Source organism: Roseococcus pinisoli, assembly GCF_018413645.1.
GTDB lineage: Bacteria > Pseudomonadota > Alphaproteobacteria > Acetobacterales > Acetobacteraceae > Roseococcus > Roseococcus pinisoli.
Map to the genome: position 1 here is coordinate 880,422 of NZ_JAHCDA010000001.1, position 24,989 is coordinate 905,410.

At 70.2% G+C, this 24,989-nt stretch carries 27 protein-coding genes; 12 read left to right on the forward strand and 15 right to left on the reverse strand.

Translation table 11 applies throughout. From position 1 onward, the window contains the following. Positions 1-76: 76 nt before the first annotated feature. The 6 genes from KHU32_RS04205 to KHU32_RS04230 all read left to right on the forward strand — a co-directional run bounded on the left by KHU32_RS04205 (position 77) and on the right by KHU32_RS04230 (position 3,805). Positions 77-1,057: a Bug family tripartite tricarboxylate transporter substrate binding protein gene (locus tag KHU32_RS04205; RefSeq protein ID WP_213668766.1), complete on the forward strand. Its 981-nt coding sequence runs from the start codon at positions 77-79 to the stop codon at positions 1,055-1,057. Then, positions 1,057-1,557, forward strand: coding sequence for a prolyl-tRNA synthetase associated domain-containing protein (locus KHU32_RS04210; protein WP_213668767.1), 501 nt, complete (start codon positions 1,057-1,059; stop codon positions 1,555-1,557). The genes KHU32_RS04205 and KHU32_RS04210 overlap by 1 nt, the downstream gene beginning before the upstream one ends. Before the next feature lie 86 nt (positions 1,558-1,643). Continuing rightward, entirely contained in the window at positions 1,644-2,579 is a 936-nt protein-coding gene (locus KHU32_RS04215; protein WP_213668768.1) for a thioredoxin family protein, read from the forward strand. Continuing rightward, positions 2,579-3,250 carry an LON peptidase substrate-binding domain-containing protein gene (locus KHU32_RS04220; RefSeq protein ID WP_213668769.1) on the forward strand — a complete coding sequence of 224 codons (672 nt, stop codon included), beginning with the start codon at positions 2,579-2,581 and terminating at the stop codon, positions 3,248-3,250. Before KHU32_RS04215 ends, KHU32_RS04220 begins: the two co-directional genes overlap by 1 nt. A 10-nt stretch (positions 3,251-3,260) precedes the next feature. Further along, complete coding sequence (locus KHU32_RS04225) at positions 3,261-3,455, forward strand: Trm112 family protein (RefSeq protein ID WP_213668770.1); 195 nt, start codon at positions 3,261-3,263, stop codon at positions 3,453-3,455. Continuing rightward, positions 3,455-3,805: a gamma-butyrobetaine hydroxylase-like domain-containing protein gene (locus KHU32_RS04230; RefSeq protein ID WP_213668771.1), complete on the forward strand. Its 351-nt coding sequence runs from the start codon at positions 3,455-3,457 to the stop codon at positions 3,803-3,805. The genes KHU32_RS04225 and KHU32_RS04230 overlap by 1 nt, the downstream gene beginning before the upstream one ends. A gap of 111 nt (positions 3,806-3,916) precedes the next feature. On the opposite strand, the gene KHU32_RS04235 is transcribed toward KHU32_RS04230, so the two are convergent. The 4 genes from KHU32_RS04235 to KHU32_RS04250 form a co-directional block, all read right to left on the reverse strand. Beyond that, positions 3,917-5,341, reverse strand: coding sequence for a mannose-1-phosphate guanylyltransferase/mannose-6-phosphate isomerase (locus KHU32_RS04235; protein ID WP_213668772.1), 1,425 nt, complete (start codon positions 5,339-5,341; stop codon positions 3,917-3,919). 184 nt (positions 5,342-5,525) lie between these two features. Beyond that, positions 5,526-6,242, reverse strand: coding sequence for a 2OG-Fe dioxygenase family protein (locus tag KHU32_RS04240; protein WP_213668773.1), 717 nt, complete (start codon positions 6,240-6,242; stop codon positions 5,526-5,528). Further along, entirely contained in the window at positions 6,239-7,003 is a 765-nt protein-coding gene (locus KHU32_RS04245; protein WP_213668774.1) for a (Fe-S)-binding protein, read from the reverse strand. The genes KHU32_RS04240 and KHU32_RS04245 overlap by 4 nt, the downstream gene beginning before the upstream one ends. Before the next feature lie 135 nt (positions 7,004-7,138). Then, on the reverse strand, positions 7,139-8,947 hold the full coding sequence (locus KHU32_RS04250; RefSeq protein WP_213668775.1) for an ABC-F family ATP-binding cassette domain-containing protein: 1,809 nt from the start codon (positions 8,945-8,947) through the stop codon (positions 7,139-7,141). 140 nt (positions 8,948-9,087) lie between these two features. Here KHU32_RS04250 and KHU32_RS04255 point away from each other — a divergent pair, with 140 nt between their 5' ends. Beyond that, positions 9,088-10,224, forward strand: a complete 1,137-nt coding sequence (locus KHU32_RS04255) for a TMEM43 family protein (RefSeq protein WP_213668776.1) — start codon at positions 9,088-9,090, stop codon at positions 10,222-10,224. Positions 10,225-10,365: 141 nt separating this feature from the next. After that, complete coding sequence (locus tag KHU32_RS04260; RefSeq protein WP_213668777.1) at positions 10,366-11,103, forward strand: SDR family NAD(P)-dependent oxidoreductase; 738 nt, start codon at positions 10,366-10,368, stop codon at positions 11,101-11,103. 49 nt (positions 11,104-11,152) lie between these two features. Here the strand turns inward: KHU32_RS04260 and arfB are convergent, their stop codons facing one another. Together arfB and KHU32_RS04270 are read right to left on the reverse strand one after the other, a co-directional pair. Next, on the reverse strand, positions 11,153-11,560 hold the full coding sequence (gene arfB, locus KHU32_RS04265; RefSeq protein ID WP_213668778.1) for an alternative ribosome rescue aminoacyl-tRNA hydrolase ArfB: 408 nt from the start codon (positions 11,558-11,560) through the stop codon (positions 11,153-11,155). Between the two features lie 40 nt (positions 11,561-11,600). Continuing rightward, complete coding sequence (locus tag KHU32_RS04270; protein ID WP_213668779.1) at positions 11,601-12,551, reverse strand: Bug family tripartite tricarboxylate transporter substrate binding protein; 951 nt, start codon at positions 12,549-12,551, stop codon at positions 11,601-11,603. A gap of 172 nt (positions 12,552-12,723) precedes the next feature. Between KHU32_RS04270 and KHU32_RS04275 the strand changes: the two genes are divergently transcribed. Genes KHU32_RS04275 through KHU32_RS04290 form a run of 4 tightly spaced genes read left to right on the forward strand, consistent with a single transcriptional unit; the run spans position 12,724 to position 16,231 of the window. Beyond that, positions 12,724-13,275, forward strand: a complete 552-nt coding sequence (locus tag KHU32_RS04275; protein ID WP_213668780.1) for a thiamine pyrophosphate-binding protein — start codon at positions 12,724-12,726, stop codon at positions 13,273-13,275. A gap of 4 nt (positions 13,276-13,279) precedes the next feature. After that, positions 13,280-13,885: a thiamine pyrophosphate-dependent enzyme gene (locus KHU32_RS04280; protein ID WP_213668781.1), complete on the forward strand. Its 606-nt coding sequence runs from the start codon at positions 13,280-13,282 to the stop codon at positions 13,883-13,885. Between the two features lie 25 nt (positions 13,886-13,910). Further along, positions 13,911-14,885, forward strand: a complete 975-nt coding sequence (locus tag KHU32_RS04285; RefSeq protein WP_213668782.1) for an NAD(P)-dependent oxidoreductase — start codon at positions 13,911-13,913, stop codon at positions 14,883-14,885. Then, complete coding sequence (locus tag KHU32_RS04290) at positions 14,882-16,231, forward strand: MmgE/PrpD family protein (RefSeq protein ID WP_213668783.1); 1,350 nt, start codon at positions 14,882-14,884, stop codon at positions 16,229-16,231. Before KHU32_RS04285 ends, KHU32_RS04290 begins: the two co-directional genes overlap by 4 nt. 44 nt (positions 16,232-16,275) lie before the next feature. Here KHU32_RS04290 and KHU32_RS04295 read toward each other — a convergent pair whose 3' ends face one another. The 9 genes from KHU32_RS04295 to phnC all read right to left on the reverse strand — a co-directional run bounded on the left by KHU32_RS04295 (position 16,276) and on the right by phnC (position 24,877). Then, entirely contained in the window at positions 16,276-17,265 is a 990-nt protein-coding gene (locus KHU32_RS04295) for a tripartite tricarboxylate transporter substrate binding protein (RefSeq protein ID WP_213668784.1), read from the reverse strand. An 82-nt stretch (positions 17,266-17,347) separates the two neighbouring features. Continuing rightward, positions 17,348-17,614: a hypothetical protein gene (locus KHU32_RS04300; protein WP_213668785.1), complete on the reverse strand. Its 267-nt coding sequence runs from the start codon at positions 17,612-17,614 to the stop codon at positions 17,348-17,350. Positions 17,615-17,758: 144 nt separating this feature from the next. Further along, a complete protein-coding gene (hemW, locus tag KHU32_RS04305; RefSeq protein WP_213668786.1) occupies positions 17,759-18,946 on the reverse strand; it encodes a radical SAM family heme chaperone HemW in 1,188 nt (395 codons plus the stop codon). A 43-nt stretch (positions 18,947-18,989) separates the two neighbouring features. Continuing rightward, positions 18,990-20,171, reverse strand: coding sequence for an MFS transporter (locus KHU32_RS04310; RefSeq protein WP_213668787.1), 1,182 nt, complete (start codon positions 20,169-20,171; stop codon positions 18,990-18,992). Positions 20,172-20,226: 55 nt separating this feature from the next. Beyond that, positions 20,227-21,069: a phosphonate ABC transporter, permease protein PhnE gene (gene phnE / locus KHU32_RS04315; RefSeq protein WP_213668788.1), complete on the reverse strand. Its 843-nt coding sequence runs from the start codon at positions 21,067-21,069 to the stop codon at positions 20,227-20,229. Continuing rightward, positions 21,066-21,938 (reverse strand): phosphonate ABC transporter, permease protein PhnE, encoded by an 873-nt coding sequence (gene phnE / locus KHU32_RS04320; RefSeq protein WP_213668789.1) that lies wholly within the window; start codon positions 21,936-21,938, stop codon positions 21,066-21,068. The genes phnE (KHU32_RS04315) and phnE (KHU32_RS04320) overlap by 4 nt, the downstream gene beginning before the upstream one ends. Further along, on the reverse strand, positions 21,935-22,936 hold the full coding sequence (phnD, locus tag KHU32_RS04325; protein ID WP_213668790.1) for a phosphate/phosphite/phosphonate ABC transporter substrate-binding protein: 1,002 nt from the start codon (positions 22,934-22,936) through the stop codon (positions 21,935-21,937). Before phnD (KHU32_RS04325) ends, phnE (KHU32_RS04320) begins: the two co-directional genes overlap by 4 nt. A gap of 77 nt (positions 22,937-23,013) precedes the next feature. After that, the gene (gene phnD, locus KHU32_RS04330; RefSeq protein ID WP_213668791.1) at positions 23,014-24,030 is read right to left on the reverse strand and encodes a phosphate/phosphite/phosphonate ABC transporter substrate-binding protein; all 1,017 of its coding nucleotides are present in this window, start codon (positions 24,028-24,030) and stop codon (positions 23,014-23,016) included. 22 nt (positions 24,031-24,052) lie between these two features. Then, positions 24,053-24,877 (reverse strand): phosphonate ABC transporter ATP-binding protein, encoded by an 825-nt coding sequence (phnC, locus tag KHU32_RS04335; RefSeq protein ID WP_213668792.1) that lies wholly within the window; start codon positions 24,875-24,877, stop codon positions 24,053-24,055. Positions 24,878-24,989: the final 112 nt, after the last annotated feature.

Below are 24,989 nucleotides of genomic sequence, written 5' to 3' on the forward strand. Positions count from 1 at the left end.
GCGCATCGCGTGTCTCGGGCGTTGCACAAACACGCCCGGTCGTCATGATGCGCAAAACAAATCCGGGGGAAACAACATGAATCGCCGCCAAATGCTGGCCGTCTCGGCCGCGCTGCCCGCCAGCCTCGCCTCCCCGCTGGCCTCGCCCGCGATCGCGCAGACCTTCGACCGTCCCTTCCGCCTCGTGGTGCCCTTCGCGCCCGGCGGCACCAGCGACATCCTGGGCCGCATCCTCGCGCCGGAGCTGACGCGCCTCCTCGGCCAGAACGTCGTGGTGGAGAACCGCAGCGGCGCGGCCGGCAATCTCGGCGCGCAACTCGTCGCCCAGAGCAATCCGGACGGGCAGGCCATCCTGCTCATCGATACCGGCGTGCTGGCGACGGCGCCCTCGCTCTACACGCGCCTGCCCTTCGATCCCTCAAAGGACCTCGCGCCGGTCAACCTGCTGATCTACGCGCCCTATATCCTCGCCGTGCATCCTTCCGTGCCCGCGCGCAACGCGGCGGAGCTGGTGGCCTATGCCAAGGCAAATCCGAACCGCATCAATGTCGCCAATTCCGGCGTCGGCGCCGCCAATCACCTGACCTCGCTGATGCTGGCCGGCCATTGGGGCGCGGAGGTGACGCAGGTCCCCTATCGCGGCGGCGCGGCGGCGCTTTCGGCGGTCACGGGTGGCGAGGCGCAGCTCATCGTCAACGGTGCGACCGCGACCGCGCCCTTCGTGAAGGACGGCCGCCTGCGCGGCATCGCCGTCTCGGGCCCCCGCCGCTTCGCCGACCTGCCCGACCTGCCGACCTTCACGGAGCTCGGCTGGCCGGCCGGCGACAGCGGCACCTGGCAGGGTGCCCTGGTGCAGGGCGCCACGCCCGCGCCGATCATCGCCCGGCTCGACCAGGCCTTCCGCGCGGCGCTGGCCGTGCCCGACGTGGCGCGGCGCATGGCCGAGCTGGGCGCGGAGGTGCGCGCCATCGGCCCCGCGGAGTTCAGGACCTGGCTGGCCACCGAGACGGAGACCTGGGGCCAGGTGGTGCGGGCGAACAACGTCCGGCTGGATTGATGGAATCACCTGAAGGGCTGCTGGCCCGGCTCGCCGCCGCGGGCATCGACACGCGCACCGTGCAGCACCAGGCCGTCTTCACCGTGGCGGAATCCGAGGCCGTGCGCGCGGAGATGCCCGGCGCGCATTCAAAGAACCTCTTCCTCGCGCCCGCCAAGGGCGAGGGGCCCTTCTGCCTCGCCGTGCTGGAATGCGACCGCCGGGTCTCGGTCAATGCGCTGGCCCGCGCGGCGGGCTGGGGCAAGGTGAGCATGGCGCCGGCCGAGGCCCTGGTCGCCACGCTCGGCGTCGCGCCCGGCAGCGTCACGCCCTTCGGGCTGGTCAATGCGCCGCCCGGCTCGGTCCGCGTCGTTCTGGATGCGGAACTGGCGGAAGCGCCGGAGCTCGCCTGGTTCCATCCGCTGGTGAACACGGCCTCCACCGGCATCCGCCCGGACGATCTGCTGCGCTTCCTGCGCGGCCTCGGCCATGAGGTCGCAGTGCTCGGACTTGACGCCTGACGCGGGAGACAAGCCGCACGGGTTGTCTTATGCCCGCCCCCACAACATCTCTCCTTATCTCTTTGCTTTCGCCAGGACCCAGCCCGATGGACGTGATCTTAGACCCCAACCAGCCCAACCCCTCCGGCGGCCCCGATCCTGTCATCGACGGCGATCAGAAGACCTTCATGCAGGATGTGGTCGAGGCTTCGCGCCAGGTCCCCGTCCTGGTGGATTTCTGGGCGACCTGGTGCGGCCCCTGCAAGACGCTGACGCCCACGATCGAGAAGGTGGTCCGCGCCGCCGGCGGGCGCGTGCGCCTCGTGAAGATCGACATCGACAAGAACCGCCAGCTCGTCCAGCAGCTGACGCAGATGGGCCTGCCGCTGCAGTCCGTGCCTACGGTCGCGGCCTTCTGGCAGGGCCAGATCGCCGACATCTTCCAGGGGGCGCTGCCCGAGAGCGAGGTGAAGAAGTTCATCGAGAACCTGCTGAAGGTCGCCGGCGGCCAGATGCCCTCGGCCGACCTGATCGGCGAGGCCAAGGAGCTCTTCGAGGCGCAGGATTTCTCCGGCGCGCTCGAGATCTACGCCGCCCTCGCGCAGCAGGAGCCGGAGAATGCCGAGGCCCTCGCCGGCCTGGCGCGCTGCCTGATCGCCCTCGACGAGGAAGGCCAGGCCAAGGAGATGCTGGACGGCCTGGACGCCAAGCTGAAGGCCAGCGCCGAGATCTCCGCCGTCCGCGCGCAGATCGAGCTGGCCGAGGCCGGCCGCGCCGCGCAGTCCAAGTTCGGCATCTTCGAGGAGCGGCTGGCCGCCGACCCCGATGACCATGAGGCGCGCATCGAGCTTGCCGTGGCGCTCAACGCCGCCGACAAGCGCGTGGAGGCCTCGCAGGCCCTGCTGGAGGCGATCAAGCGCGACCGCGCCTGGAACGACGAGGCGGCGCGCAAGCAGCTGCTGAAGTTCTTCGAGGCCTGGGGCCTCGACGATCCCGCGACCCTGAAGGCGCGACGCGGCCTCTCCGCGCTGCTGTTCAGGTAATGGACCCCTTCCAGCCCGCGCCGGAGCAGCTGCCGGCCGAGATCGCGGTGTTTCCGCTCTCGGGCGCGCTGCTCCTGCCGGGCGGGAAGCTCCCGCTGAATATCTTCGAGCCGCGCTATCTGGCCTTGGTGCTGGACAGCCTGGCGCGGGGGCGGATGTTCGGCATGGTCCAGGCGAATTCGAACGCGCCCGAAACGGAGAGGGGCGGCGGCCTGTACCAGGTCGGCTGCCTCGGCCGGATTTCCTCCTTCGCCGAGACCGAGGACGGGCGCCTCCTCATCACCCTCACCGGGCTGGTCCGCTTCCGCCTGGGGGAGGAGCTGGCCCCCCGCCGTGGCTATCGCCGGATGCGCGCCGACTACGCGCCCTATCTCGCCGACCTCGACCCGCCCGAGGTGGAGCCCGCGGACCTGCCGCGCGAGGCCATCCTGGAGGCGCTGAGGCCCTATTTCATGGCCCAGGGCATCGAGGCCAACTGGTCCGCCATCGAGCAGATGAGCTGCCTGACGCTGGTGAACACCCTTTCCATGGTCTGTCCCTTCGCCACCGCGGAGAAGCAGGCGCTGCTCGAGGCCGTGACTGTGGCCGAGCGCGCCGACGACCTCGTCGCCCTGCTGCGCATGGCCGTCCTGGGCGGTGGGGACCTTCCGCCCGACGGGCGGCCGAGCTAGGAATCCCCTCATGACCGATACGCCCAGCCCCTCCGGCGCCGTGGATCCGCAGCTCCTGGAAATCCTCGTCTGTCCGGTGACCAAGCAGCCGCTCCGCTACGATCGCGAGGCGGGCGAGCTGGTGAGCGAGGCGGCCGGCCTCGCCTATCCGGTGCGCGACGGCATCCCCATCATGCTGCCCGACCAGGCCCGCAAGCTGGATTGATGGCGGTCTCGGTCACCGAGCTGCGCTACCGCTCGGCCGACCGGGTGCTCGACGTGGGTTTCGACGATGGCAGCCGCTTCGCGCTGCCGGCGGAATACCTGCGCGTGGAAAGCCCCTCCGCCGAAGTACAGGGCCATGGCCCCGGCCAGAAGAAGCTCGTCACCGGGCGGCGGCAGGTGGGCATCATGAAGATCGAGCCCGTGGGCAACTACGCCGTGCGGATCTTCTTCGACGACCTGCACGACACCGGGCTCTACACCTGGGAAACGCTGCACACCCTGGGCCGCGAGCAGGCGGAGCGCTGGGCCGCCTACGAGACGGCGCTCGCGGAAAAGGGCCTGTCCCGTTAGAGCAGATTCCGATCAAGCTGCTTGGCTTGATCGGGTGAAGGTGCTTGAGAAGCGGAAATTTCCAACCTGTGCCGGAGCGCGAGATCCGCGCCCCGGGATGCCGAAGAGGCCTCAGCTCCGGCCGTAGGTGTCCTCCAGCCGGACGATGTCGTCCTCGCCGAGATAGGAGCCGACCTGCACCTCGATGAGGGCCAGCGGGATCATGCCCGGATTCTCCAGCCGGTGCGTGCAGCCCAGCGGCAGGTAGACGCTCTGGTTCTCGCTCAGCAGGATGCTCTCGCCGTCGCGCTGCACCAGGGCCGTGCCGCTGACCACCACCCAATGCTCGGCGCGGTGATGGTGCTTCTGCAGGGACAGCTTGCCGCCCGGCCGCACGACGATCTGCTTCACCTGGAAGCGGGCGCCGCGGATATGCCCCTCGTAATGGCCCCAGGGGCGGTACATGCGGCGATGCTCGGTGGCGAGCTTCGAGCCCTTGGCCCGCAGCTGCTCGACCACCTTCTTCACGTCCTGCGCACGGTCGCGCGGCATGGCGAGCACGGCATCGTCCGTCACCACCAGCACCACGTCCTTCAAGCCCAGCACGGCGGTCAACACGCCTTCCGAGCGCACGAGGCACCCGCTGGAATCAACCAGCTCCACGGGTCCGTGCAGCGCATTGCCCTGCGCGTCCTTCGGCGAGGTCTCCCACAGCGCGTCCCAGCTGCCGACGTCGCTCCAGCCGAGATCGGCGGGGACCACGGCGGCGTGGCGCGTCTTCTCCATGACCGCGTAGTCGATGGAGATGGAGGGCGCCTTGCGGAAGGCCTTGGCATCGAGGCGGACGAAGTCCAGGTCGCGCGTGGAGGCCGCGAGCGCGGCGCGGCTCGCCTCCAGCACGGCCGGCGCATGCTGCGCCAGCTCCTGCAGCAGCGTCGCGGCGGTGGCGACGAACATGCCGCTGTTCCAGACGTGCCGGCCGTCGGTCGAGAGGCGCCGGGCGGTCTCGAGATCGGGCTTCTCCTGGAAGCTCGCGACGGCGCGGACGCCCGCGACGCCCGCCAGCGCCTCACCCATCTCGATATAGCCGAAACCAGTATGCGGCTGGTTCGGCTGCATGCCGAAGGTCACGATGCGACCGGTGCGCGCCGCCGCGGCGGCCAGCTCCAGGGCGGCATGCAGCGCCGGGACATCCTTGATCGCCGCATCGGCGGCCATGATCCACAGCACCGCGTCGGGGCGGGATTCGGCCACCAGCAGCGCGGCGGTGGCGATGGCGGGGGCGGAGTTGCGGCCCTCGGGCTCCAGAATGATCTGGGGATCGCGGATACCGGCATCGCGCAGCTGCTCGGCCACCAGGAAGCGATGACCCTCGCCCACCACGGCGATGGGCGGCGCGAAGCCCGGGCCGGAAGCGCGGTTCGCCGTCTCCTGCACCATGCTCCGGTCGGTAATCAGCGGCCAGAACTGCTTCGGGTTCGATTCCCGCGACAGCGGCCAGAGCCGGCTTCCCGTTCCGCCGGACAGAATGACGGGAACGATGTCGGTTGCACTCATGGGATTGAGCATTCCTGTGTCAGCGGCCTGAGGTCTCTGGCTGCGGGATTGCCGGTGGATGCGGGTGATTTCATGGCAGCGCTGTCGCGTTGTCGCCGCGAATAGAAGCGCGGCGAGAGGCGGGTGACAACGTTGCTTCCCCGCGGGCGCCCACAGGCGGCGGCCCACACCGGTGGAAAAGCGGCTAGCCCTGCCGTTTCCAGGTCAGCACCAGGACGTCCCGGCTGGAAGGCAGGGCGTCATCCGCCGGCTGCACCGAGGTCACCCCATGCATCACGCGGCGATCGTCCAGGATCGTGAGGTCGAGCAGCCCGTCCAGCGTGAAGCGCGCCAGCTCCTGCCCCTCGTCATCCGTCACCCGCGTCTCGCCGCCCTTCAGGTTGGTGCGCGCCAGCATGGCGATGAGGACCACGTCCACCCCGTCATGATGCACGCCCTCGGGCGTCGGATGACCGGGGGAATTGGCCTGCGCCTGGACGCGGAACTGGTGCATCTCGACGAACCAGCGCGTGCCGGGGTGCAGGCGGTCCGCCACATCGCGGCCGAGATCGAGCAGGCCCTGGCAGAAGGGATTGGCCACCGTCGCATCCTCGACGGGCGCGAACCAGCGGTCCACCCCGCCGTTCAGCGTGTTGTGGACGGTCGCCTGGAAATGCGCGCGATGCAGGCCGCGGCGATGACCGGCCTCGCCGGGAATCGTGGAGAAATTCGCCAGCCGGCGCAGGCGGTAGCGGCCGCCATCGCGCATGAAGCCGTCGGTCTCCAGCCGCTGCCAGCTCTCCGCGAAAGCCTGCAGCTGGGCCTCGGAGCCGCGGATCACGTCCCGCACCTCGGCGGGGCTGCGGCGGGCGAAGCCGCGATCGGCGACCTCGTCGGCAATGCTGTCCAGGGTCAGGCTCATGGCGCCTCTCCGATCGGCGGGGCTTCGCGCGTTATGTCGGCCAGTACCTCGGCGACGTGCCGCACATGGATGGGGCTGCCCTCGCGCCGCAGGCGGCCGGCCATGTTCAGCAGGCAGCCCATGTCGCCGGCGAGGAGCGTGTCGGCGCCCGTGCCCTCGATGTCCTTCACCTTGTCGGTGACCATCCGGGTCGAGATCTCGGGGTATTTCACGCAGAAGGTGCCGCCGAAGCCGCAGCAGATCTCGGGCTCGGACAGCTCGGCGATATCGAGGCCCTCGACCGAATCGAGCAGACGGCGCGGCTGCTTCTTCACGCCGAGCTCGCGCAGGCCCGCGCAGCTGTCGTGATAGGTGATGGTGCCCTCGTACTGCGCCTTCACGCGCTCCATCCCCATCACGTCGGTGAGGAAGGAGACCAGCTCGTGGGTCTTGGCGGCCATGGCCTCGGCCTTGCCGCGGTAATGCGGGTCGGTGTCGCCGAAGAGGCCGGGATAGTGGTGGGCCATCATGCCCCCGCAGGAGCCGGAGGGTGCGACGACATAGTCGTAGCCGGAGAAGTTATCGATGACCTGGCGGGCGATCTCCTGGGCCGAGCGCCGGTCGCCGCCATTGAAGGCGGGCTGGCCGCAGCAGGTCTGCGCCTCGGGCACGACGACGTCGCAACCGGCCTCCTCGAGGAGGCGGAGGGCGGCGAAGCCCACCGTGGGCCGGTAGAGGTCCACGAGACAGGTGACGAAGAGGGCAACGCGCGGCTTGGCCATGAAGGGAGGCTATCGCCCTTCGGCAGGTCTTTGGAAGGGACATGGCCTTGCATGGCGCAGTCCACAGGCGTGCAAACCGTGCAGGGGACCGGACCAATTTCCGCCCCGCCAGGGAGGCGATTGGTCCGCCGGCCCTCAGCCCTCGATCTCTTCCCGCAGCATCTCCAGGCGGAGCCACTCCTCCTCCGCCGCCTCCAGCGCCGCCTGGCGCTCGGTCAGCGCGTCCGTGCGCTGCTGGAAGCCCTTGGGGTCGCGGGAATAGAGGCCTGGATCGGCGAGCCAGTTCTGCAGCACGGCGATCTCCTTCTGCAGCTTCTCCATCGTGGCCGGCAGGGTGGTCAGCGCGTGCTGGTCCTTGAAGCTGAGGCGCTTTGAGGCCGCCGGCTGCGGCCGGGGGGCCGCCGCTTCGCGCGGAGGCGCCGCGGATTTCGCGACCGCCCGCGCGGTCACGCCCTCGCCGCGCTGGTTCAGCATGTCGGAATAGCCGCCGGCGAAATCCTGCCAGCGCCCACGTCCCTCGGACATGATGATCCCGGTGCAGACGCGGTCGAGGAAGTCGCGGTCATGACTGACCAGCAGGACGGTGCCGGCATATTCCGCCAGCAGCTCCTCCAGCAGGTCGAGCGTCTCCAGGTCCAGGTCGTTGGTCGGCTCGTCCAGCACCAGCAGGTTGGAGGGCGCGGCGAGCGCCTTGGCCAGCAGCAGCCGGCCCCGCTCTCCACCCGAGAGCTTGCCCACCGGCGTCCGTGCCTGCTCCGGAATGAACAGGAAGTCCTGCATGTAGCCGATGACGTGGCGCGGTTTGCCGTCCACCCAGACCTGGTCGCCATTGCCGTCGGTCAGCGTATCGGCCAGCGTCCGGTCCGGGTCGAGCGTGGCGCGCAGCTGGTCCAACGCCGCCATGGCGATATTGGTGCCGAGCTTCACGCTGCCCGCATCCGGCGGCAGCTTGCCGATCAGGATGTTCAGCAGCGTCGTCTTGCCCGCGCCATTGGCGCCGACGATGCCGATCCGGTCGCCCTTGATGATCCGGGTCGAGAACTTCTCCAGGATCGGCGTCTCGCCCCAGGACTTGGAGACGTCCTCGGCGGTGATCACCAGCTGGCCCGAGCTCCCGGCCTCGGCCGCCTGCATGGTCACGGTGCCGGTCGGCTTGATCCGGTCCCGCCGGGCGGCCCGCAGCGCCTGCAGCTCCGCCACACGGCGGACGTTGCGCTTGCGCCGGCCCGAGACGCCGTGCCGCAGCCAGTGCTCCTCGCGGACGATCTGCCGGCCGAGCTTGTGGGCGGCCTGCTCCTCCTGCTCCAGCTGCTCCTCGCGCCAGGCCTCGAACTCGCCGAAGCCGCGATCCAGCCGGCGGGTGACGCCGCGGTCCAGCCAGAGCGTCGCGCGAGACAGGCGCGAGAGGAAGCGGCGGTCATGGCTGATGAGCACCAGCGCCCCGCGCAGGGAGGAGAGCTCGCCCTCCAGCCATTCGATGGCCGGCAGGTCGAGGTGGTTGGTCGGCTCGTCCAGCAGCAGGATGTCGGGCTGTGGCGCAAGGGCACGGGCCAGGGCCGCGCGCCGGGCCTCGCCGCCCGAGAGGCGGGAGGGGTCTTCCTCGCCGGTCAGCCCCAGCCCTTCGAAGAGGGCGCGGGCGCGGTACGGATCGTCGGAGGGGCCGAGCCCCGCCATCACATAGTCCTCGACCGTGCGGTGGCCGGAGAGGTCGGGCTCCTGCGGCAGATAGCGCATGGTGGCGCCGGGCTGCAGGAAGCGCGTCCCGCCCTCGGGCTCCAGCTCGCCGGCCGCGATGCGCAGCAGGGTCGACTTGCCGCTGCCGTTGCGCCCCACCAGCGCCAGCCTTTCGCCGGGCGAGACGGAGATGCCCGCCCCCTGGAGAAGCGGCGAATTGCCAAGGGTGAAGCGGATGCCGTCGAGCAGCAGGAGGGGGGGCGCGGCCATGTGGCGGCGATGGCCCGCGCGCCGCGAGCCGTCAAGAGCGCGCCGCCATGCCGCATCCTTGCCAGGAGGGGCAACCAAGCCTGGACAGGCGGTGCCCGCCACGACATCCATCGGGCGTCAGAAGCCTACGGAGCTTATCCTTGTCCCAATCCGACGGCGGGGACGTCTTCACGTCCACTTCCTCCAAATCCTGGTTCTCGCGCCTCGGCGGCGCCTTCACGGGCCTGCTGGTGGGGATCGTCCTGATTCCCCTGGCCGGCTGGCTGCTCTTCTGGAACGAGGGCCGCGCGGTGCAGACCGCGCGCTCGCTGACAGAGGGGGCCGGCCTCGTGCAGTCCGTCTCCGCCGACCGGCCGGATCCCGCCAATCAGGGCCTGCTGATCCATGTGGCGGGACCGGCGCGCAGCGCCCGCCTCCCCACCGACCAGGAGCTGGATGTCAGCCCGCCCGCCGGATCGCTGCGCCTGGTCCGGCAGGTCGAGATGTACCAGTGGATCGAGGAAAGCCGCAGCGAGACCCGGACGCGCCTCGGCGGCGGGACGGAGACGGTGACCACCAGCAGCTATCATCGCGAATGGCGTGAGGGGCGGGTCGATTCCGGCCGCTTCCGCCAGCCCGACGGCCACCGCAACCCCCAGCCCCGCTACGGCGACCGCAGCTTCGCTGCCGAGGGCGTGACGCTGGGCGGCTTCCGCCTCGCCCCCGGACAGCTCGACGGCCTTCCGGCCGACGAGGCCGTTACCCTGCCGGACGGCCAGGCGACGCGCTTCATCGGGCGCGATCCTGACGAACCCACCGTGGGCGACCTGCGGATCACCTGGCGCGTGGCGCGCCCTGATGGGCTTTCCGTCATCGGCGCGCAGCAGGGCGACGGCTTCGCGCCCTTCGCCACCCGCGCGGGCGACCGCCTGCTGATGGTGCGCGGCGGCAATCTGCCCGCTTCGGAAATGTTTCAGCAGGCGCAGGACGACAACGCGCTGAACACCTGGCTGGTGCGCCTCGTGGGCGTGATCCTGATGTTCGCGGGCTGGGCGCTGGTCTTCAACCCACTGAAGGTCCTCTCGGACGTGATCCCGCCGCTGGGCGCGGTGGTCGGCTTCGGCACGGGCGCGCTGGCCATGGTGCTGACGGCGCTGGTGGCGCCGGTTGTCATCGCGGTGGCCTGGCTGGTGTATCGCCCGCTGGTCGGCATCGCGATCCTGGTGGTGGGTGCCGCGATCGCTTTCGGCATCGCCCGGCTGCGGCGCGGCCGGCGGCCGGCGGCGCAGCCCGCCTGAGCCACCAGGGCGGAAAAGCCCCTCCTTCCGGTCGGGCGGCGCATTTCCTGTACGCCGCATCCTCGCCGCCCGCCGGAGCCTCGCCTATGCTGCTCCCTCTGCCCCCCTCCGCGGCGGCGCAGGATACGAGGGGAGAATTCCATGAGCTTCGATTTCACCGGCAAGCGCGTCATCGTCTGCGGCGGCAGCAAGGGCATCGGCCGCAGCGTCGCGATCGGCTTCGCCAAGGCGGGCGCTTCCGTTTCCATCTGCGCGCGCGGCGCCGAGGCGCTGGCCGCCACCAAGGCCGAGCTCGGCGCCAAGGGCCATGCCGCGAGCTGCGACCTGGCCGACAAGGCGGCCGTGAACGGCTATGTCGCCGAGGCGATCGGCGCGCTGGGCGGGCTCGACATCCTGATCAACAACGCCAGCGGCTTCGGCATGACGGACACCGAGGAAGGCTGGAACTCGGCCCTGAACGTGGACGTGCTGGCCACCTTCCGCGCCAGCCGCGCCGGGCTCGACGCGCTGAAGGCCAGCAAGGGCAACATCGTCAACGTGTCCTCCATCTCGGGCTACCGCGCCTCGGTCCGCAGCCCGGTCTACAATGCGGTGAAGGCGCTACTGGTGAACTACACCATGAGCCAGGCCGCGCTCTTCGCCGAGGACGGCATCCGCGTGAACGCGGTGGCGCCCGGCTCGGTCGAATTCCCGGGCGGCAGCTGGGAGAAGCGGAAGACCGAGGCGCCGGACCTCTACAACCGCACCCTGGCCTCCATTCCCTTCGGGCGCCTGGGCACGCCGGAGGAGATCGCGAATGTGGTGCTCTTCCTGGCCTCGCCGCTGGCGAGCTGGGTCACGGGCCACACCGTCGTGGTGGATGGCGGCCAGCTTCTCTAGACGACGAACTCCGACGAAAGCCTGAGGGGCGGCGCCCCTCGGGCCGCGCTCAATCCGTGACCGGGTTGGAGCGCAGCTTCTTGGTCAGGCCGTGCTTGGTCTTGCTGTCCATGCGGCGCCTCTGGGAACCCTTGGTGGGCTTCGTGGCGCGGCGGATCGGCGGCGGCGGCTTGGCCGCCTCGTCCACCAGCTCCTGGAGCCGGGTCATCGCCTCCTCGCGGTTGCGCTCGCGGCTGCGGTGCTCCTGCGCGGTGAGGACGATCACGCCGTCCTTGGTCATGCGCCGGCCCGAAAGGGTCTTCAGGCGCATATAGACCCGCTCGCTCAGCCCGGCCCGATAGGCGTGGTACCGGAGCTGGACGGCGGTCTCCACCTTGTTGACGTTCTGGCCGCCGGGCCCGGAGGCGCGGAGGAAATCCTCCTCCAGGTCGGCAGGGTCGATGGTGATGCGGGGCACGGCCGGCTTTTGGCGCAGAACCCCGCATCGTGGCCAGCGCTTATTGGCGGTTGATGCCCAGTTCCTGCAGCAGCACGCGGTTGGCCGCGCTCTCGGTCACGAAGCGCTCGCGGAAGACGCCGGCCGGCTGGAAGCTCGGCACGGCGTTCAGCCGCTCGGCGATCACGCGGAAGCCCTCGCTCGTCACCGCGGTCCGGCAGGCGCGCTCGATGGTCTCGGCGATGGCGTCGGGCAGGTCGGCCGGGGCGATGAGGCCGCCATAGGTGGTGCCCGCCATCGGGTAGCCGAGCTCCCCGGTGCTGGGCACGTTGGGCAGGGAGGGCATGCGCTGCGTGCCCAGCACCGCCAGGACGCCGAGGCCGGTCGAGGCCGGGATGGAGGCGGCCTCCACGAAGACGTGGATCTGCCCGGCCAGCGCGGCCTGGGCGATCGGACCCGCGCCGGTGAAGGGCACGTTCAGGCCTTCCACGCCCATCGCGCGCAGCAGCTGCACGGTCAGGATGTGCTGCGTGCTGCCGACGCCGGGCGCGCCGTAGATCAGGGCCTCCCGGCCCGTGCGGGCGAAGGCGGCCATGCCGGCGAAGTCGGAGAAGGGCGCGTTGCGGCCCAGGATCAGCACCTGCGGGTTGTCGTAGGCGAGGCAGAGGTACCGGAAGCCCTCGGCCGTGTAGTTCACGTTCTGCAGGTGGGGCTGCGTCGTGATGGCGTTGTTCGGCGAAATGCCGATCGTGTAGCCGTCGCCCCGCGCGCGGAAGAGCTCGGCATTGCCGATGGCGCCGGCCGCGCCGCCGCGATTGACGCCGACCACGGGCTGGCCCAGCGCCTTCGAGAGCTCCTGCAGCAGGCCGCGGGCCATCAGGTCCGTGTTGCCGCCGGGCGGGAAGGGGATGATGAGCTGCACCGCGCGGCTCGGATAGGCGTCCTGCGCGCTCGCGGGCGGCCCGCCCAGCCATGACAGCAGCAGGGCCGTGAATATGATGATACGGCGCATTGTCCGTTCCCTTCCCTTGAAGGGGCCGGAGGCTAGTGCCTCCGGGCGTCGGCGCCAACGGAGCATTCGCGGCCATCGCCCGGACCGCCCGAAAATCGCGAGGCGCCCTGCGCCGGGCTGGCTTGTCAGATCGCCCCCCGGCGCGGAAACTCCGCCCATCGGAGGAATTTCCATGGATGGCAAGGTGATCGAGAGCGCGCCGAATGCGGCGGCCGACTGGCCGGATCGCATCTACGATCTGCTCAAGCAATATAATGTCCGCCAGGTGGCCCTGGTGCCGGATGCGGGCCATTCGCGCCTCATCAAGCGCTGCCTCGCCGACAATGAGCTGCGCGTCGTGACGCTGACCACCGAGGAGGAGGGCGTGGCCCTCATGCAGGGCGCCTGGCTGGGCGGCCAGCGCTCCGTGCTGCTGATGCAGTCCTCCGGCGTGGGCAACTGCATCAACATGCTCTCGCTCTCGAGCATCCATCGCACGCCGATGCCGATGATCATCACGATGCGCGGCGATTTCGGCGAGTTCAATCCAGCGCAGATCGCCATGGGCCAGGCCACGCAGACGGTGCTGGAGGCGATGGGCACCCTCGTCCACCGCGCCGACCGCGCCGAGGACGTGGCCGAGACCGTCGAGGCCACGCTCAAGCTCGCCTACAACACCTTCCGCCCCACCGCGACGCTGATCGGCCAGCGCGTGCTCGGCGCCAAGACCTTCGGGAAGGATTGAGGCCATGGTGAAGCTCGGAGCCTCCGGCAAGCTCGACCGGCGCGAACTGACGCGCGCCCTCTTCGAGGATCGCGGCGACCTGCTGGTCGTCGCCGGCCTCGGCGCCCCCGCCTGGGACATCACGGCCGTGGGCGACGGCCCACAGAACCTGCCGCTCTGGGGCGGCATGGGCGGCGCGGCCATGATCGGCCTCGGCCTCGCGCTGGCGCAGCCGGACAAGACCGTGCTGGTGCTGACCGGCGACGGCGAGATGCTGATGGGCATCGGCAGCCTGGCCACCATCGCGCACCAGGCGCCGAAGAACCTCAGCATCGTCGTGCAGGACAACGAGCATTACGGCGAGACCGGCATGCAGGAGACCGCGACGCGCCAGGGCACGGACCTCGTGAAGATGGCCGAGGGTGCCGGCATCCGGAACACGATGCTCGTCACCGAGCCCGGCCAGGTGCCGGCGCTGAAGGCGGCGATCCATAAGAAGGACGGCCCGCTCTTCGCCGTCGCGAAGATCGACCCCGCGACCCTGCCGCTGGTGCTGCCGCCGCGCGAGGGGGCCATCCTGCAGGCCCGGATGCGCGAGCATCTCCTGGGCCCCGCTGCCCACCTCGCCTGAAGACCTTACTGAGGAAACGATACGAATGCCCCATGTTGCCCTGCTGCGCTCCGTCCATCCCGACGCGATCGCGGCCCTCGAGGCCGAGCCCGGCTTCACCGTCGAGATCGTGCACGACACCACGCGCGAGAACCTGGCCCGCGCGATGGAGAAGGCCGAGGCCATCATCGTCCGCGCGACGCCGATCGACGCCGACTTCCTCTCCTACTCGCCGAAGCTGAGCATCGTCGCGCGCCACGGCGTCGGCTACGACGCGGTGAACGTGCCGGAGCTGACCAAGCGCGGCATTCCGCTGACCGTCACGGCCGACGCCAATGCGCTGAGCGTGGCCGAGCACGCGATGATGCTGATGCTCAACATCGCGCGCGGCACCAAGGCCTTCGACGCGAACACGCGCGCCTTCAAGTGGAGCACGACCGACGCGCCCGTGACCTGGGACCTCTCGGGCATGACGGTGCTGGTGGTGGGCTTCGGCCGCATCGGCGGCCGCGTCGCGCGGCTCTGCGCCGCCTTCGGCATGGACGTGGTGATCTGCGATCCCGCCGTGCCGATGAACACGGTGAAGGGCGCGGGCTTCCGCCACGTGAAGACGCTGCAGGAAGGCTTGGCCCAGGCCGACTGGGTGACCGTCCATTGCCCCTCCAACGCCGAGAATCGCGGCATGGTGAATGCCGAGTTCCTGGCCGCCATGAAGCCGGGCGCGCGCTTCATCAACACCGCGCGCGGTACCCTGGTGCAGGAAGAGGCGCTGGCCGGCGCGCTGAAGAGCGGCCACATCGCCGCCGCCGGCGTCGACGTCTTCTGGGACGAGCCCACGAAGCAGGACAACCCGCTGCTGAGCGCGCCGAACCTCATCATGACGCCGCACTCCGCCGCCGCGACGGAGCAGAGCATGCGCCGCATGGGCCTGTCCTGCGTCGACTCGATCGTGCGCCACTTCCGCGGCGACATCGACCTCGACATGGTGATTAACAAGGAAGTGATCCGGAGCAACCGATGAACCCACTCCTCGTCCTGGCGGAGCACGCCGCCTCCTGGCGCCAGGCCCCGCTGACGGAGGAGGTGGAGCATCACGCGCGCCGCGCCCTGATCGACTGGTTCGCCTCCCTGCTACCCGGCTGCCACCTGCCGCCGGCGACGCTGATGGCGAAGGCCCTGGCCAAGGAGCGCGGCAACGGCCGCGCCGTCTCCTATGTGGACGGCGCGCGCACCGGGCTGCGGCACGCCGCGCTGATCAACGGCACGGCGAGCCATACGGTGGAGTTCGACGACATCTGGCGCTGGGGTGTCTACCACCCCGGCTGCCCGACCATCGCGGCGGCCCTGGCCGCCGCGCAGACCCGGGACCTCGATATGCGGGCGCTGCTGCGCTCAATGGTCGCGGGCTATGAGGTCTCCTGCCGCATCGCGCAGGCGGTGCAGCCCTCGCATTACGATTTCTGGCACACCACGGGCACGGTCGGCACCTTCGGCGCCGCCGCCGCCGTCGCGGTGATCTACGACTGCGACGCGACGCAGACGGCGCATGCCATCGCGACCTCGGCCACCATGGCCGGCGGCCTCCAGCAGGCCTTCCGGGGCGACGGCATGAGCAAGCCGCTGCACCCCGGCCATGCCGCCGAGGCCGGCGCGCTCGCCGCAATGTCGGCCAAGGAAGGCATGACCGGCGCGCTCGACGTGCTGCACGGCCCCGCGGGCTTCGCCGCTGCCACGAGCGAGGACACCGGCAAGTGGGAGAAGGCCATCGCGGCCATCGGCCAGCCGCTCACCATCACGCAGATGACCGTGAAGAATCACGGCTGCTGCGGCCATATCTTCGCCGCGCTGGACGCCACGCGCGACCTTCAGCGCGAGCACGGCTTCGCCGCGCAGGACGTCGCGGCGCTGCACGTCGCGGGCTATGCGGCGACGAAGAACGTCTGCGACCGCCCCTCCGTCACGACGGAGCAGGAGGCGCGCTTCTCCACGCAGTTCACCGTCGCCTCGCTGATGGAATATGGCGGCGTGCGCCTCGACGCCTTCGCGCCGGAGCGCCTGGCGGATCCGAAGATCCGCGCCGTCATGCCGCGCATCAGCGTGAGCCTGGACGAGGAATGCGAGGCCGCCTTCCCCGGCGCCCGCAGCGCCAAGGTCTCCATCCGCCTGAATGACGGGCGCGAGCTGTTCCGCTACCAGCCCACGCGCAAGGGCGACCCCGACGCGCCGCTGACGGATCGCGACCTCGACGAGAAGTTCCTGGAGCTGGTGACGCCCGTGCTGGGCGAGCGGCCCGCGAAGGACTTCCTCCGCGCGCTCTGGACCGGCGGCGATCTTCCGGGAGAGCTGGACCTTCTCACCCGCCGCTGAATCGGCCGGGAGGCCGAAAAGCCTCCCGCCCTCGTTCCTCCGCCTCAGTCGACGGTGATGTTCGCCGTGCGGATCACATTGCCCCAGCGCTGCACCTCCTCGGCGAGGAACTGACCCGTCGCAGCCGGCGTGCGGCCTTCCACGACGAAGCCGATCTCCTCGAGGCGGCGCGTCATCGCGGGTTCGCGCACGATCTTGCCGACCTCTTCCGAGAGCCGGTCCACGATCGGCTGCGGCGTGCGCGCCGGGGCCAGCAGCATGCACCAGGTGCTCGCGTCGAAGGGCGCGATGCCCGCCGCCTCGCCCACCGTCGGCAGGTTCGGCATGAAGGAGGAGCGCGCGGCCGTGGCGATGGCCAGCGGGCGGATCGTCTCAGCCTCGAACTGCGCCCGGAAGGACGAGATCGTGTCGAACATGATGCTGATATGGCCGGCCATCAGGTCCTGCAGGGCAGGCTGCGTGCCGCGATAGGGAACATGCGTCATCCGCACGCCGGTCAGGATGGCCAGCTGCTCCATCGCCAGATGCGCCGTGGCGCCGATGCCGCTCGAACCGAAGTTCACCTGGCCCGGTCGCTCCTTCGCATAGTCGAGGTAGCCGCGCAGCGTCGTCGCCTGGATGTGCTTGCTGCCGGCCGCGACGAGCGGCGAGGTCACCATGAGCGAGACGGGCGAGAAGCTGTTGATCACGTCGAAGGGCAGCTTGCCGGCCTGCAGCGTGGCATTCGCCGCATGGGCGGGAAGCACCGTGACCAGCGTGTAGCCATCGGCCGGGCTGGTGGCCGCGGCGCCCGCGCCCACGATGCTGTTGGCTCCCGCGCGGTTCTCCACGATCACGGGCTGGCCGAGCGCGCGGCCCAGCGGCTCGGCGATCAGGCGGGTGGCGATGTCGGTCGTGCCGCCGGGCGTATAAGGCACGATGATGCGCAGCGGCTTGGACGGAAATGACTGCGCCTGCGCGACGGCGGGCGCCGCAAGGCCAGCGGCGACCGTGAGCGCGGCCCGGCGCGTGAGACGGATTTTATTGACCTGCATGGGTCGCTTCCCTTCTTGGATGGCCGCAACCTACGTCCGCTGACGGATCGGGCAAGCCACCCAGGAAGAAAAGGGCCGCGTCTCAGGCCGCGGCGCGCAGCCCCGTCTCGCGGATCTCCGTCACGCGATAGACGCCGACCACCTGGCCCAGATTGCCGGCAACGAGATGCACCATTTCAGCCGGCATATATTCCATGCCGAGCTCGACGCGCAGGCGGTCACGATGGCGCTGGCTCACCACATGATCCGGCGTGAGGTCGCGCTTGGCGAAGGGCTGCAGAAGGCGCGGAAGCAGGCCGGGCGAGGCCTCGGCCTCGACGGTGAAGAGGACGGAAACGGTATCGGACATCGGGAAATTCCTGAGAGCGGGTTGCGGCAGCGAGGCCCGGCGCGGTGACGCGCCGCAGCATCGCGGCGCGGATCAACCGGCCGGGCGCGTAATTCGCAGCGTGGAGCGCTTCAGGAACATGCCGTGGATATTAGGCAGCCGGGCTCAGCGAAGCAAGGCCGGCAGCAGCGCGTCGAGCCGGACCCGGCCTTCCGCCGTCGCGACCAGGCGCGTCCCCTGCCATTGCAGGTATTCTTCCTCGAGGCAGGCCGTGAGCATCGCGGGATCGATGGTCTCGGAGAAGGCGAGCCCGCTGCGCGCCTCGATGCGCTGCGGGTCGATGCCCTCGGCGAGGCGCAGGCCCATGAGCAGCGCCTCCCGGCCGCGGTCCCGGGGGGAGAGCGTCTCCTCCTCCACGATCGCATGGCCGGCGGCCTCAACGCGGGAGAGCCATTCCTCCGGTGCCCGATGCCGGCGCGTGGCGATCATCGCGCCTTGCAGCAGCAGGCGCTGATGCGCGCCGGCGCCGATGCCGAGATAGTCGCCATACCGCCAGTAGGCGAGGTTGTGGCGGCTCTCCGCGCCTGGCTTCGCGTAGTTGCTGACCTCATAGGGTGCGAGGCCGAAGCGCGCGGCCTCCTCGGCGGTCGCCTCGTACATGCGCGCCGCGTCATCCTCCTGCGGCAGCGCGAAAGCGCCGCGGGCATGCTCGGTGAAGAAGCGCGTCCCGGGCTCGATGGTGAGCTGGTAGAGGCTGAGGTGATCGGCGGCGAGCGCCAGCGCCTGGCGCAACTCGGCACGCCAGGATTCCTCGGACTGGCCGGGCCGGGCATAGATCAGGTCGAAGGAAAGACGGGGAAAAATGCCCCGCGCCGCCTCCAGCGCGGCGATCGCCTGCGGCGCATCGTGCCGGCGGCCGAGGAAGCGCAACGCTTCCGCATCCAGCGACTGCACGCCGAGCGAGGCGCGGTTCACGCCGGCGGCGGCGAATTCGCGCAGCTTGCCGGTCTCGACACTGGTGGGGTTGGCCTCCAGCGTGATCTCGATGCCGTCGGCCGCATCGAAGAGCCGCCGCGCATCGGCGATCAATGCGGCGACGGTCTCCGGCTCCATCAGGCTCGGCGTGCCGCCGCCGAAGAAGATGCTGGCCAGCGGCCGCTTCGAGTTCCGGCCGGGCTCCGACGCCGAGATCCGCTCCGCCTCATGGGCCAGCTCCCGCCGCAGCGCCTCGCGATGGCGCGCATGGTCCACGCCCCCCTCCCGGACATGCGAGTTGAAGTCGCAATAGGGGCATTTGGAGGCGCAGAAGGGCCAGTGGATGTAGAGGGCGAGGGGATCGGGCACGCGGGGCATATAGGCGTCCTGGCCGCGCGACGAAATGTCGCCGCCCGATATGTCATGCCCTGGGCCTGTCTCCCGCCACGAGCCAGAGCGCCAGCGCCGCCGCCGCGATGACCCCCAGCACCAGGAAGGCGGCCCCGTAGCCGAGCCATTCCGCCGCCATCCCCGCCAGCAGGGGGCTGCAGGCCGCGCCGATGCCCTGGGCCGTCATCACCAAAGCAAGGCCGGTGTTCACGCGCCCCGTCCCGTCCAGCAGCCGGGCGATGAGCCCGGGCATGGCCACGCCGAGCAGGCCTGCGCCCACGCCATCCAGCATCTGGACCGGGATCAGCACCATCGGGCTCTGGATGGCGCCGGCCAGCGCCCCGCGGAGGGGCAGGGCGACGAGCGCCAGCACGAAGACGATCCAATAGCCGCGCCGCTCCGCCAGCCACGCGGCGAGCAGCGCCATGGGGATCATCGTGCCCTGCGCGACCAGCACGGTCGCCGCCGTATAGGCGCTCGCATCCCCCGCCGTGCCGCGCGCCACCATCGCCTGGCCCAGCAGTGGCAGCATGGCGGCATTGGCCAGGTGGAACAGCATCATGGCCGCGGCCAGCACGTGCAGCCGACGGTCGGCCAGCAGGTCCCGCAGGGAGACGGCCGGGGCGCCCTCCCGGTCTCCCGCGCCGGTGGCGGCGGCGTAGTCGATGGCCGCGGCGGGAATACGGAGCAGGGCGAAGATGGAGCCGCCGGCCATCGCCGCCATCAGGACGAAGACCGCCGGCAGGCCGAACGACCAGCCGAGCACGCCGGACAGCACGGCCGCCGTGGCGTTGCCGGCATGGTTCCAGGCCTCGTTGCGGCCGAGCTGGTGCGGATAGCCCTTCTGGCCGACCAGCCCAAGGGTCAGCCCCGCCACCGCCGGGGCGACCACCGCCGCGGCGATGCCCGTGACGATCTGGGCCGGCGCCACCACGCCCATCACCGGCATCACGAAATTCGCCCCGCAGGAGAGGATGATGGCGATCGCCGCCAGGCCCAGCAGCAGGCGGATCCGGCGGGAACGGTCCACCATCATGCCCAGAGGCGTGGCGGCGGCCATGCCGGCCAGGCCGCCGATGGTCATCACCAGCCCGATCCCGCCCGGGGACCAGCCTTGCCCCTGGAGGTAGACCCCGAGGAAGGGGCCGAGGCCATCCCTCACATCGGCCATGAAGAAGTTGAGCGCATTCAGCGCGGCAACGGGCGAGTTCATGCGGCCATCCGAGGATCGCCTGCACGGGGCAGGCCGGCGTTGAGGAACGCCAGCCCTAACGCGCGCCGATCAGCTTTCGTCGCACGCGGCCCGAAATCCAGTCGATCACGGCCACGGTGATGACCATCAGGATGATGATGAAGGCCACCTCGTCCCAGTAGCGGACGCGGATGCGCTCGGCGATCTGCAGCCCGATGCCGCCCGCGCCGACGACGCCCAGGATGGTTGCGCTGCGCGTGTTGCTCTCGAAGAAGTAGAGCACGTGGCCCAGCATGATCGGCGCCACCTGCGGCAGCAGCCCGAAGCGCATCACCATCAGCGAGGAGCCGCCCGCCGCCGCAATCCCCTCGGCCTGCTTCTTCTCCGCGTTCTCGATCGCCTCGGCGAAGAGCTTGGCCAGCACGGCGATATCGGCCGTCGCGATGGCCAGAACGCCGGCCAGGGGGCCGAGGCCCACCGCGCGCACATAGGCCAGCGCCCAGATCAGCGAATCCACCCCGCGCATGCCGTCGAAGAAGCGGCGCAGCGAGAAGCGGAACAGCGTGTTCGTCACCACGTTGCGCGCGCCGAGGAAGCCGAGCGGCAGCGCGATGAGGGCCGCGATGAAGGTGCCGAGGAAGGCCATCGCCAGGCTCTCGCCGATGCCCCGCAGGATATCCAGCCAGAGCTCGCCGGGCGAAGGCGGGATCATCAGGCGGATGATGACCGCCAGGCCCGAAAGCCCGTTCCAGATCCGCTGCGGCGTGACCTGGAACATCCAGAGCGTGCCGATGAGCCAGGTGAGGAAGGCGACGCCGCCCAACACGCGCAGAGCCTTGCCGCCCGCGCTGGGCCCGAAGGCGCGCGGCATGCGCTCGCGCCAGGCGTCGATCTCGGCAGGGGCGATGCGAAGGGTCATGCCACGGCCTCGATCACGCGGCGGCGGAGCCGCTCGGAAGTCAGGTCGATGAGCATGACGGCGAGGATGATCAGCAGGATGATGGCGCTGATCTCCTCGTAGTAGTTGAAGGAGATGACCTTGTAGAGCTCCTCGCCAATGCCGCCGGCCCCCACGAAGCCGATCACGCTGGCGGAGCGCAGATTGATCTCGAAGCGCAGCATCGCATAGCTCAGCAAGTCAGGCAGGGCGGCCGGCAGCACGGCGAAGCGGCAGGCCTCGAACCAGGTGCCGCCCGAGGCGCGGACGCCGTCCCAGGGCCGCAGCTCCACATTCTCCATCGCATCCGCGAAGAGCTTGCCCAGCGCGCCCGTGGTGTGCAGCGCGATGGCCAGGATGCCGGCCAGCGCACCCACGCCGAAGGCCCAGACGAAGATCAGCGCGAAGACGATCTCGGGCACGGTGCGCGTCGCCTCGAGCAGGCGTCGCGTCAGCTGGAAGACCCAGTTCGGCGCGCCCAGGTTCTTCGCGGCGGGAAAGGCCAGCAGCAGCGCGACCGAGGCGCCCATGACGGTCGCGATGGCCGCCATCTGCGCCGTCTCGAAGAGCAGCAGCAGCCACGCATCGGCACGATAGAGCCAGAAGGCGAGGCTGCCTTCCGTCTCCGCGTCGGAGAGCAGCTTCGCCCATTCCAGCGAGGGCAGGATCCTGGAAAAATACTCGCCGATGCGCGGCGCGCCGGCGACGAGCGTGGAGGGATAGAACTCGCTCATCCAGGCGGCCGCGAGCAGGCAGGCGCCCAGCACGAGCACGCCGATGAGCGTGGAGAGACGGCGCTGCCGGCGGAGATCCCGGAAGGCGGCCTCCTGGGCGCTAATCCCCTCGCTCATGAGCGCCGCCGCCGTGCCGAGGCTTCCTCGCGCCGCATCTCCACGAAGAGCTCGTAATCGGCGTGGCGCGTCTCGCGATAGCCGGTGCTGGTGCCGCGCGCGATCTGCTGAAAGACGGCGGGATGCGCCAGGGGCAGAGCGAGGTGGAAGCGCGTCATGTCCTCGCGGAAATCGGCCGGGAGGTTACGGCGGATGGTCATCGGACCGTTCATGATCGGCTCGCTGCGCCAGAGGATGCGCAGATCCGCCATGTTCAGCATGCCCTTCTCGACCATCGCGCGCAGGTTTCCGCGCGAGAAGCCCTGGGCGGGATCGCCCATGCCGGAGGCGAAGGTCACCGCGGCGTCGTATTGCCGCTGCAGCAGCGCGACGACCGCCTGCTCATGCCCGCCGCCGAAGCCGGTGCGGCCGAAGAACTGCCCCGGCTCCACGCCCATGCCCTGCCGGCGCAGCTGGAACCGCGGGATCAGGTAGCCAGAGGTGGAATTGGGATCGGCCCAGGCGAGGCTCTTCCCGCGCATCTGCTCGAGGCTGGTGATGCCGCTGTCGGCGCGCGTCACGATGACGGAAATGTAGCTGACCGAGCCGTCTTCCTGCTCGGCGGTGAGGAAGGGCTCGACGCCGCCCTCGGTGTCCAGCCAGGCGCCGGCATAGCCGCTGGAGCCGAGTGTCGCGAATTCAATCTGTCCGGCCGAGAAGGCCTGCATCACGCCCGCATAGTCGCTCGCCGGCATGAGGCGAACGGGGACGCGGAACGTCTCCTCGAGGAGGCTGCGCAGCCCGTCATGGCGCGCGAGCCGGTCGGCCTCGTTCTCGCCGCCCATCAGGCCGACGCGGATGACGGGAACCTGGTCGGCCCAGGCGCGGCGTCCCGGCTCGGGCATGGCATGGCTGCCGACGGCGGTCCGGCGCGGGGTCCATTCCTGGGCACGGGCGGCGACGGGAAGGAGGGCGGCGCCGGCTAGAAGGGCGCGCCGGGCCAGGAACGGTTGCGTCATGCGGGTACAATCGAAAGAGAAGCGGCACGCGGCCGAGGCCGCGTGCCAGGAAGCAGGCCCCTGAGAGCTGCTGAAACTCAGCTCCGGCGACGGCGCGCGGCGGCTTCCTCGCGGCGCAGGTCGACGATCATCTCGAACATCGCGTGGTTGGCCTCACGATAGCCCGTGCCGCCGCCGCGCTCGACCTGCTCGTAGATCGCCGGATGCGACTTCGGCAGCGCCAGGTGGAAGAGGCGCATATCCTCCTTGAAGGAGGCGGGCAGGTCGCTGCGCGCCGCCGTCGGGCCGTTCGGGATCGGGTCCGAGGTCCAGATCACGCGGAGGTCAGCCATGTTCAGCATGCCCTTGTCCACCATCGCGCGGAGGTTGCCGCGGCTGTAGCCCTGCGCCGGATCGCCCTGGCCCGAGACCCAGGTGACCGCGCCGTCGTACTGGCGCTGCAGCACGGCCACGACCGCCTGCTCATGCCCACCGCCGAAGCCGGTGCGCGAGAAGTACTGGCCCGGCTCCACGCCGATGCCCTGGCGGCGCAGCGCGAAGCGCGGGATCAGGTAGCCCGAGGTGGAGTTCGGGTCGGCCCAGGCCAGCGCCTTGCCGCGCATGGCTTCCAGGTTGGCGATGCCGCTGTCGGCGCGCACCACGAGGACGGAATGATAGGCGATGGAGCCGTCATTCTCCTCGGGCACCACCAGAGGCTCGATGCCGCCATTGGTGTCGAGCCAGGCACCGGCATAGCCGGAGGCGCCGAGCGACGACATCTCGATCTGCTTGGCCGAGAAGGCCTGCAGGACGCCGGAGTAGTCGCTCGCGGGAAAGAGGCGCACGGGAACCTGAAACGTCTCCTGCAGCAGGTTCTGGTAGGCGCCGAAGCGGCCGAGGCGGTCGGCCTCGTTCTCGCCGCCGAGCAGGCCGATGCGCAGGGCCGGCACCTGGTCGGCCCAGGCGCGCCGGCCGGCGGCCGGCATGGGGATGTTGTCGGCCGTGCGGCGCAGCGCCGGCTGGGCGGCCGGGGCGGCCGTCTGCGCCCGTGCCAGGCTTGCGGCGACGACGGGGGCCCCGAGGACGAGCGCCCCGAGATAGCGGCGATTGATCATGATCGGCTCTCCGTGAGCAGGGTCAGGCCAGCGCCGGCTGGCGCGGGAACTCGAATTCGGAACGGGCGTTCACGGCCGCGGCGGCCTCCGCCTGGAACTCGGCCTCGGTGAGGCCATAGATCTGCGTGATGCGGGCCGAGTTCAGCTCGGAAGGCGGGCCGTCGAAGACGACGTGGCCCTGCTGCATCGCCACGACGCGGTCGCAATATTCGCGCGCGGTATCGAGGTGATGAAGGTTCACCAGAACGGTGATGCCGTCGCGGTTCACCTGCGTCAGCGCGTCCATCACCGTGCGCGCGTTGCGCGGATCGAGGCTGGCGATCGGCTCATCGGCGAGAAGAAGGCGCGGCTGCTGCATCAGCGCGCGGCAGATGGCGACGCGCTGCTGCTGCCCGCCCGACAGCGTGTCGGAGCGCTGGAGCGCGGTGGACAGCAGGTCGAAGCGGTCCAGCGCGGCGAGGGCCATCGCGCGCTCCTCCGGCGAGAAATGGCAGAGCAGCGAGCCGATCTTCGCCATCATGCCGTGCCGGTGGTTCAGCCGGCCGATCAGCACGTTGGTCAGCACGTCGAGGCGCTGCACCAGGTTGAACTGCTGGAAGATCATCGCGCAGTCGGTACGCCAGTCGCGCAGAGCGCGGCCGCGCAGCGCGGTCACGTCCTTCCCGTTGAAGAGGATCCGCCCCTCGCTGGGCTCGGCCAGGCGGTTGAGGAGCCGCAGCAGGGTGGACTTGCCCGCGCCCGAACGCCCGATCACGCCGACCATCTGGCCCGCGGGTATCTGCAGGGAAACGCCGTCCACGGCCTTCTTCTGGCCGAAGCGGCGCGTCAGGCCTTGGATTTCGAGCATCGGGTCCCCCATCGCATGGCGCGGGGCTTAGACGCCTTGTGTTTCATCCAGATGGCAGTTGCGCGGAGGCCTGATGACAGACACCCTCCGCCGCAAGAAGACACTTGGAGGA

Excerpts from the sequence above, each read along its gene's own strand:
- KHU32_RS04205 (WP_213668766.1), top strand. The coding sequence starts at position 77 with ATGAATCGCCGCCAAATGCTGGCCGTCTCGGCCGCGCTGCCCGCCAGC.
- KHU32_RS04210 (WP_213668767.1), top strand. The coding sequence starts at position 1,057 with ATGGAATCACCTGAAGGGCTGCTGGCCCGGCTCGCCGCCGCGGGCATC.
- KHU32_RS04215 (WP_213668768.1), top strand. The coding sequence starts at position 1,644 with ATGGACGTGATCTTAGACCCCAACCAGCCCAACCCCTCCGGCGGCCCC.
- KHU32_RS04220 (WP_213668769.1), top strand. The coding sequence starts at position 2,579 with ATGGACCCCTTCCAGCCCGCGCCGGAGCAGCTGCCGGCCGAGATCGCG.
- KHU32_RS04225 (WP_213668770.1), top strand. The coding sequence starts at position 3,261 with ATGACCGATACGCCCAGCCCCTCCGGCGCCGTGGATCCGCAGCTCCTG.
- KHU32_RS04230 (WP_213668771.1), top strand. The coding sequence starts at position 3,455 with ATGGCGGTCTCGGTCACCGAGCTGCGCTACCGCTCGGCCGACCGGGTG.
- KHU32_RS04235 (WP_213668772.1), bottom strand. The coding sequence starts at position 5,341 with ATGAGTGCAACCGACATCGTTCCCGTCATTCTGTCCGGCGGAACGGGA.
- KHU32_RS04240 (WP_213668773.1), bottom strand. The coding sequence starts at position 6,242 with ATGAGCCTGACCCTGGACAGCATTGCCGACGAGGTCGCCGATCGCGGC.
- KHU32_RS04245 (WP_213668774.1), bottom strand. The coding sequence starts at position 7,003 with ATGGCCAAGCCGCGCGTTGCCCTCTTCGTCACCTGTCTCGTGGACCTC.
- KHU32_RS04250 (WP_213668775.1), bottom strand. The coding sequence starts at position 8,947 with ATGGCCGCGCCCCCCCTCCTGCTGCTCGACGGCATCCGCTTCACCCTT.
- KHU32_RS04260 (WP_213668777.1), top strand. The coding sequence starts at position 10,366 with ATGAGCTTCGATTTCACCGGCAAGCGCGTCATCGTCTGCGGCGGCAGC.
- KHU32_RS04270 (WP_213668779.1), bottom strand. The coding sequence starts at position 12,551 with ATGCGCCGTATCATCATATTCACGGCCCTGCTGCTGTCATGGCTGGGC.
- KHU32_RS04275 (WP_213668780.1), top strand. The coding sequence starts at position 12,724 with ATGGATGGCAAGGTGATCGAGAGCGCGCCGAATGCGGCGGCCGACTGG.
- KHU32_RS04280 (WP_213668781.1), top strand. The coding sequence starts at position 13,280 with ATGGTGAAGCTCGGAGCCTCCGGCAAGCTCGACCGGCGCGAACTGACG.
- KHU32_RS04285 (WP_213668782.1), top strand. The coding sequence starts at position 13,911 with ATGCCCCATGTTGCCCTGCTGCGCTCCGTCCATCCCGACGCGATCGCG.
- KHU32_RS04290 (WP_213668783.1), top strand. The coding sequence starts at position 14,882 with ATGAACCCACTCCTCGTCCTGGCGGAGCACGCCGCCTCCTGGCGCCAG.
- KHU32_RS04295 (WP_213668784.1), bottom strand. The coding sequence starts at position 17,265 with ATGCAGGTCAATAAAATCCGTCTCACGCGCCGGGCCGCGCTCACGGTC.
- KHU32_RS04300 (WP_213668785.1), bottom strand. The coding sequence starts at position 17,614 with ATGTCCGATACCGTTTCCGTCCTCTTCACCGTCGAGGCCGAGGCCTCG.
- hemW (WP_213668786.1), bottom strand. The coding sequence starts at position 18,946 with ATGCCCCGCGTGCCCGATCCCCTCGCCCTCTACATCCACTGGCCCTTC.
- KHU32_RS04310 (WP_213668787.1), bottom strand. The coding sequence starts at position 20,171 with ATGAACTCGCCCGTTGCCGCGCTGAATGCGCTCAACTTCTTCATGGCC.
- phnE (WP_213668788.1), bottom strand. The coding sequence starts at position 21,069 with ATGACCCTTCGCATCGCCCCTGCCGAGATCGACGCCTGGCGCGAGCGC.
- phnE (WP_213668789.1), bottom strand. The coding sequence starts at position 21,938 with ATGAGCGAGGGGATTAGCGCCCAGGAGGCCGCCTTCCGGGATCTCCGC.
- phnD (WP_213668790.1), bottom strand. The coding sequence starts at position 22,936 with ATGACGCAACCGTTCCTGGCCCGGCGCGCCCTTCTAGCCGGCGCCGCC.
- phnD (WP_213668791.1), bottom strand. The coding sequence starts at position 24,030 with ATGATCAATCGCCGCTATCTCGGGGCGCTCGTCCTCGGGGCCCCCGTC.
- phnC (WP_213668792.1), bottom strand. The coding sequence starts at position 24,877 with ATGCTCGAAATCCAAGGCCTGACGCGCCGCTTCGGCCAGAAGAAGGCC.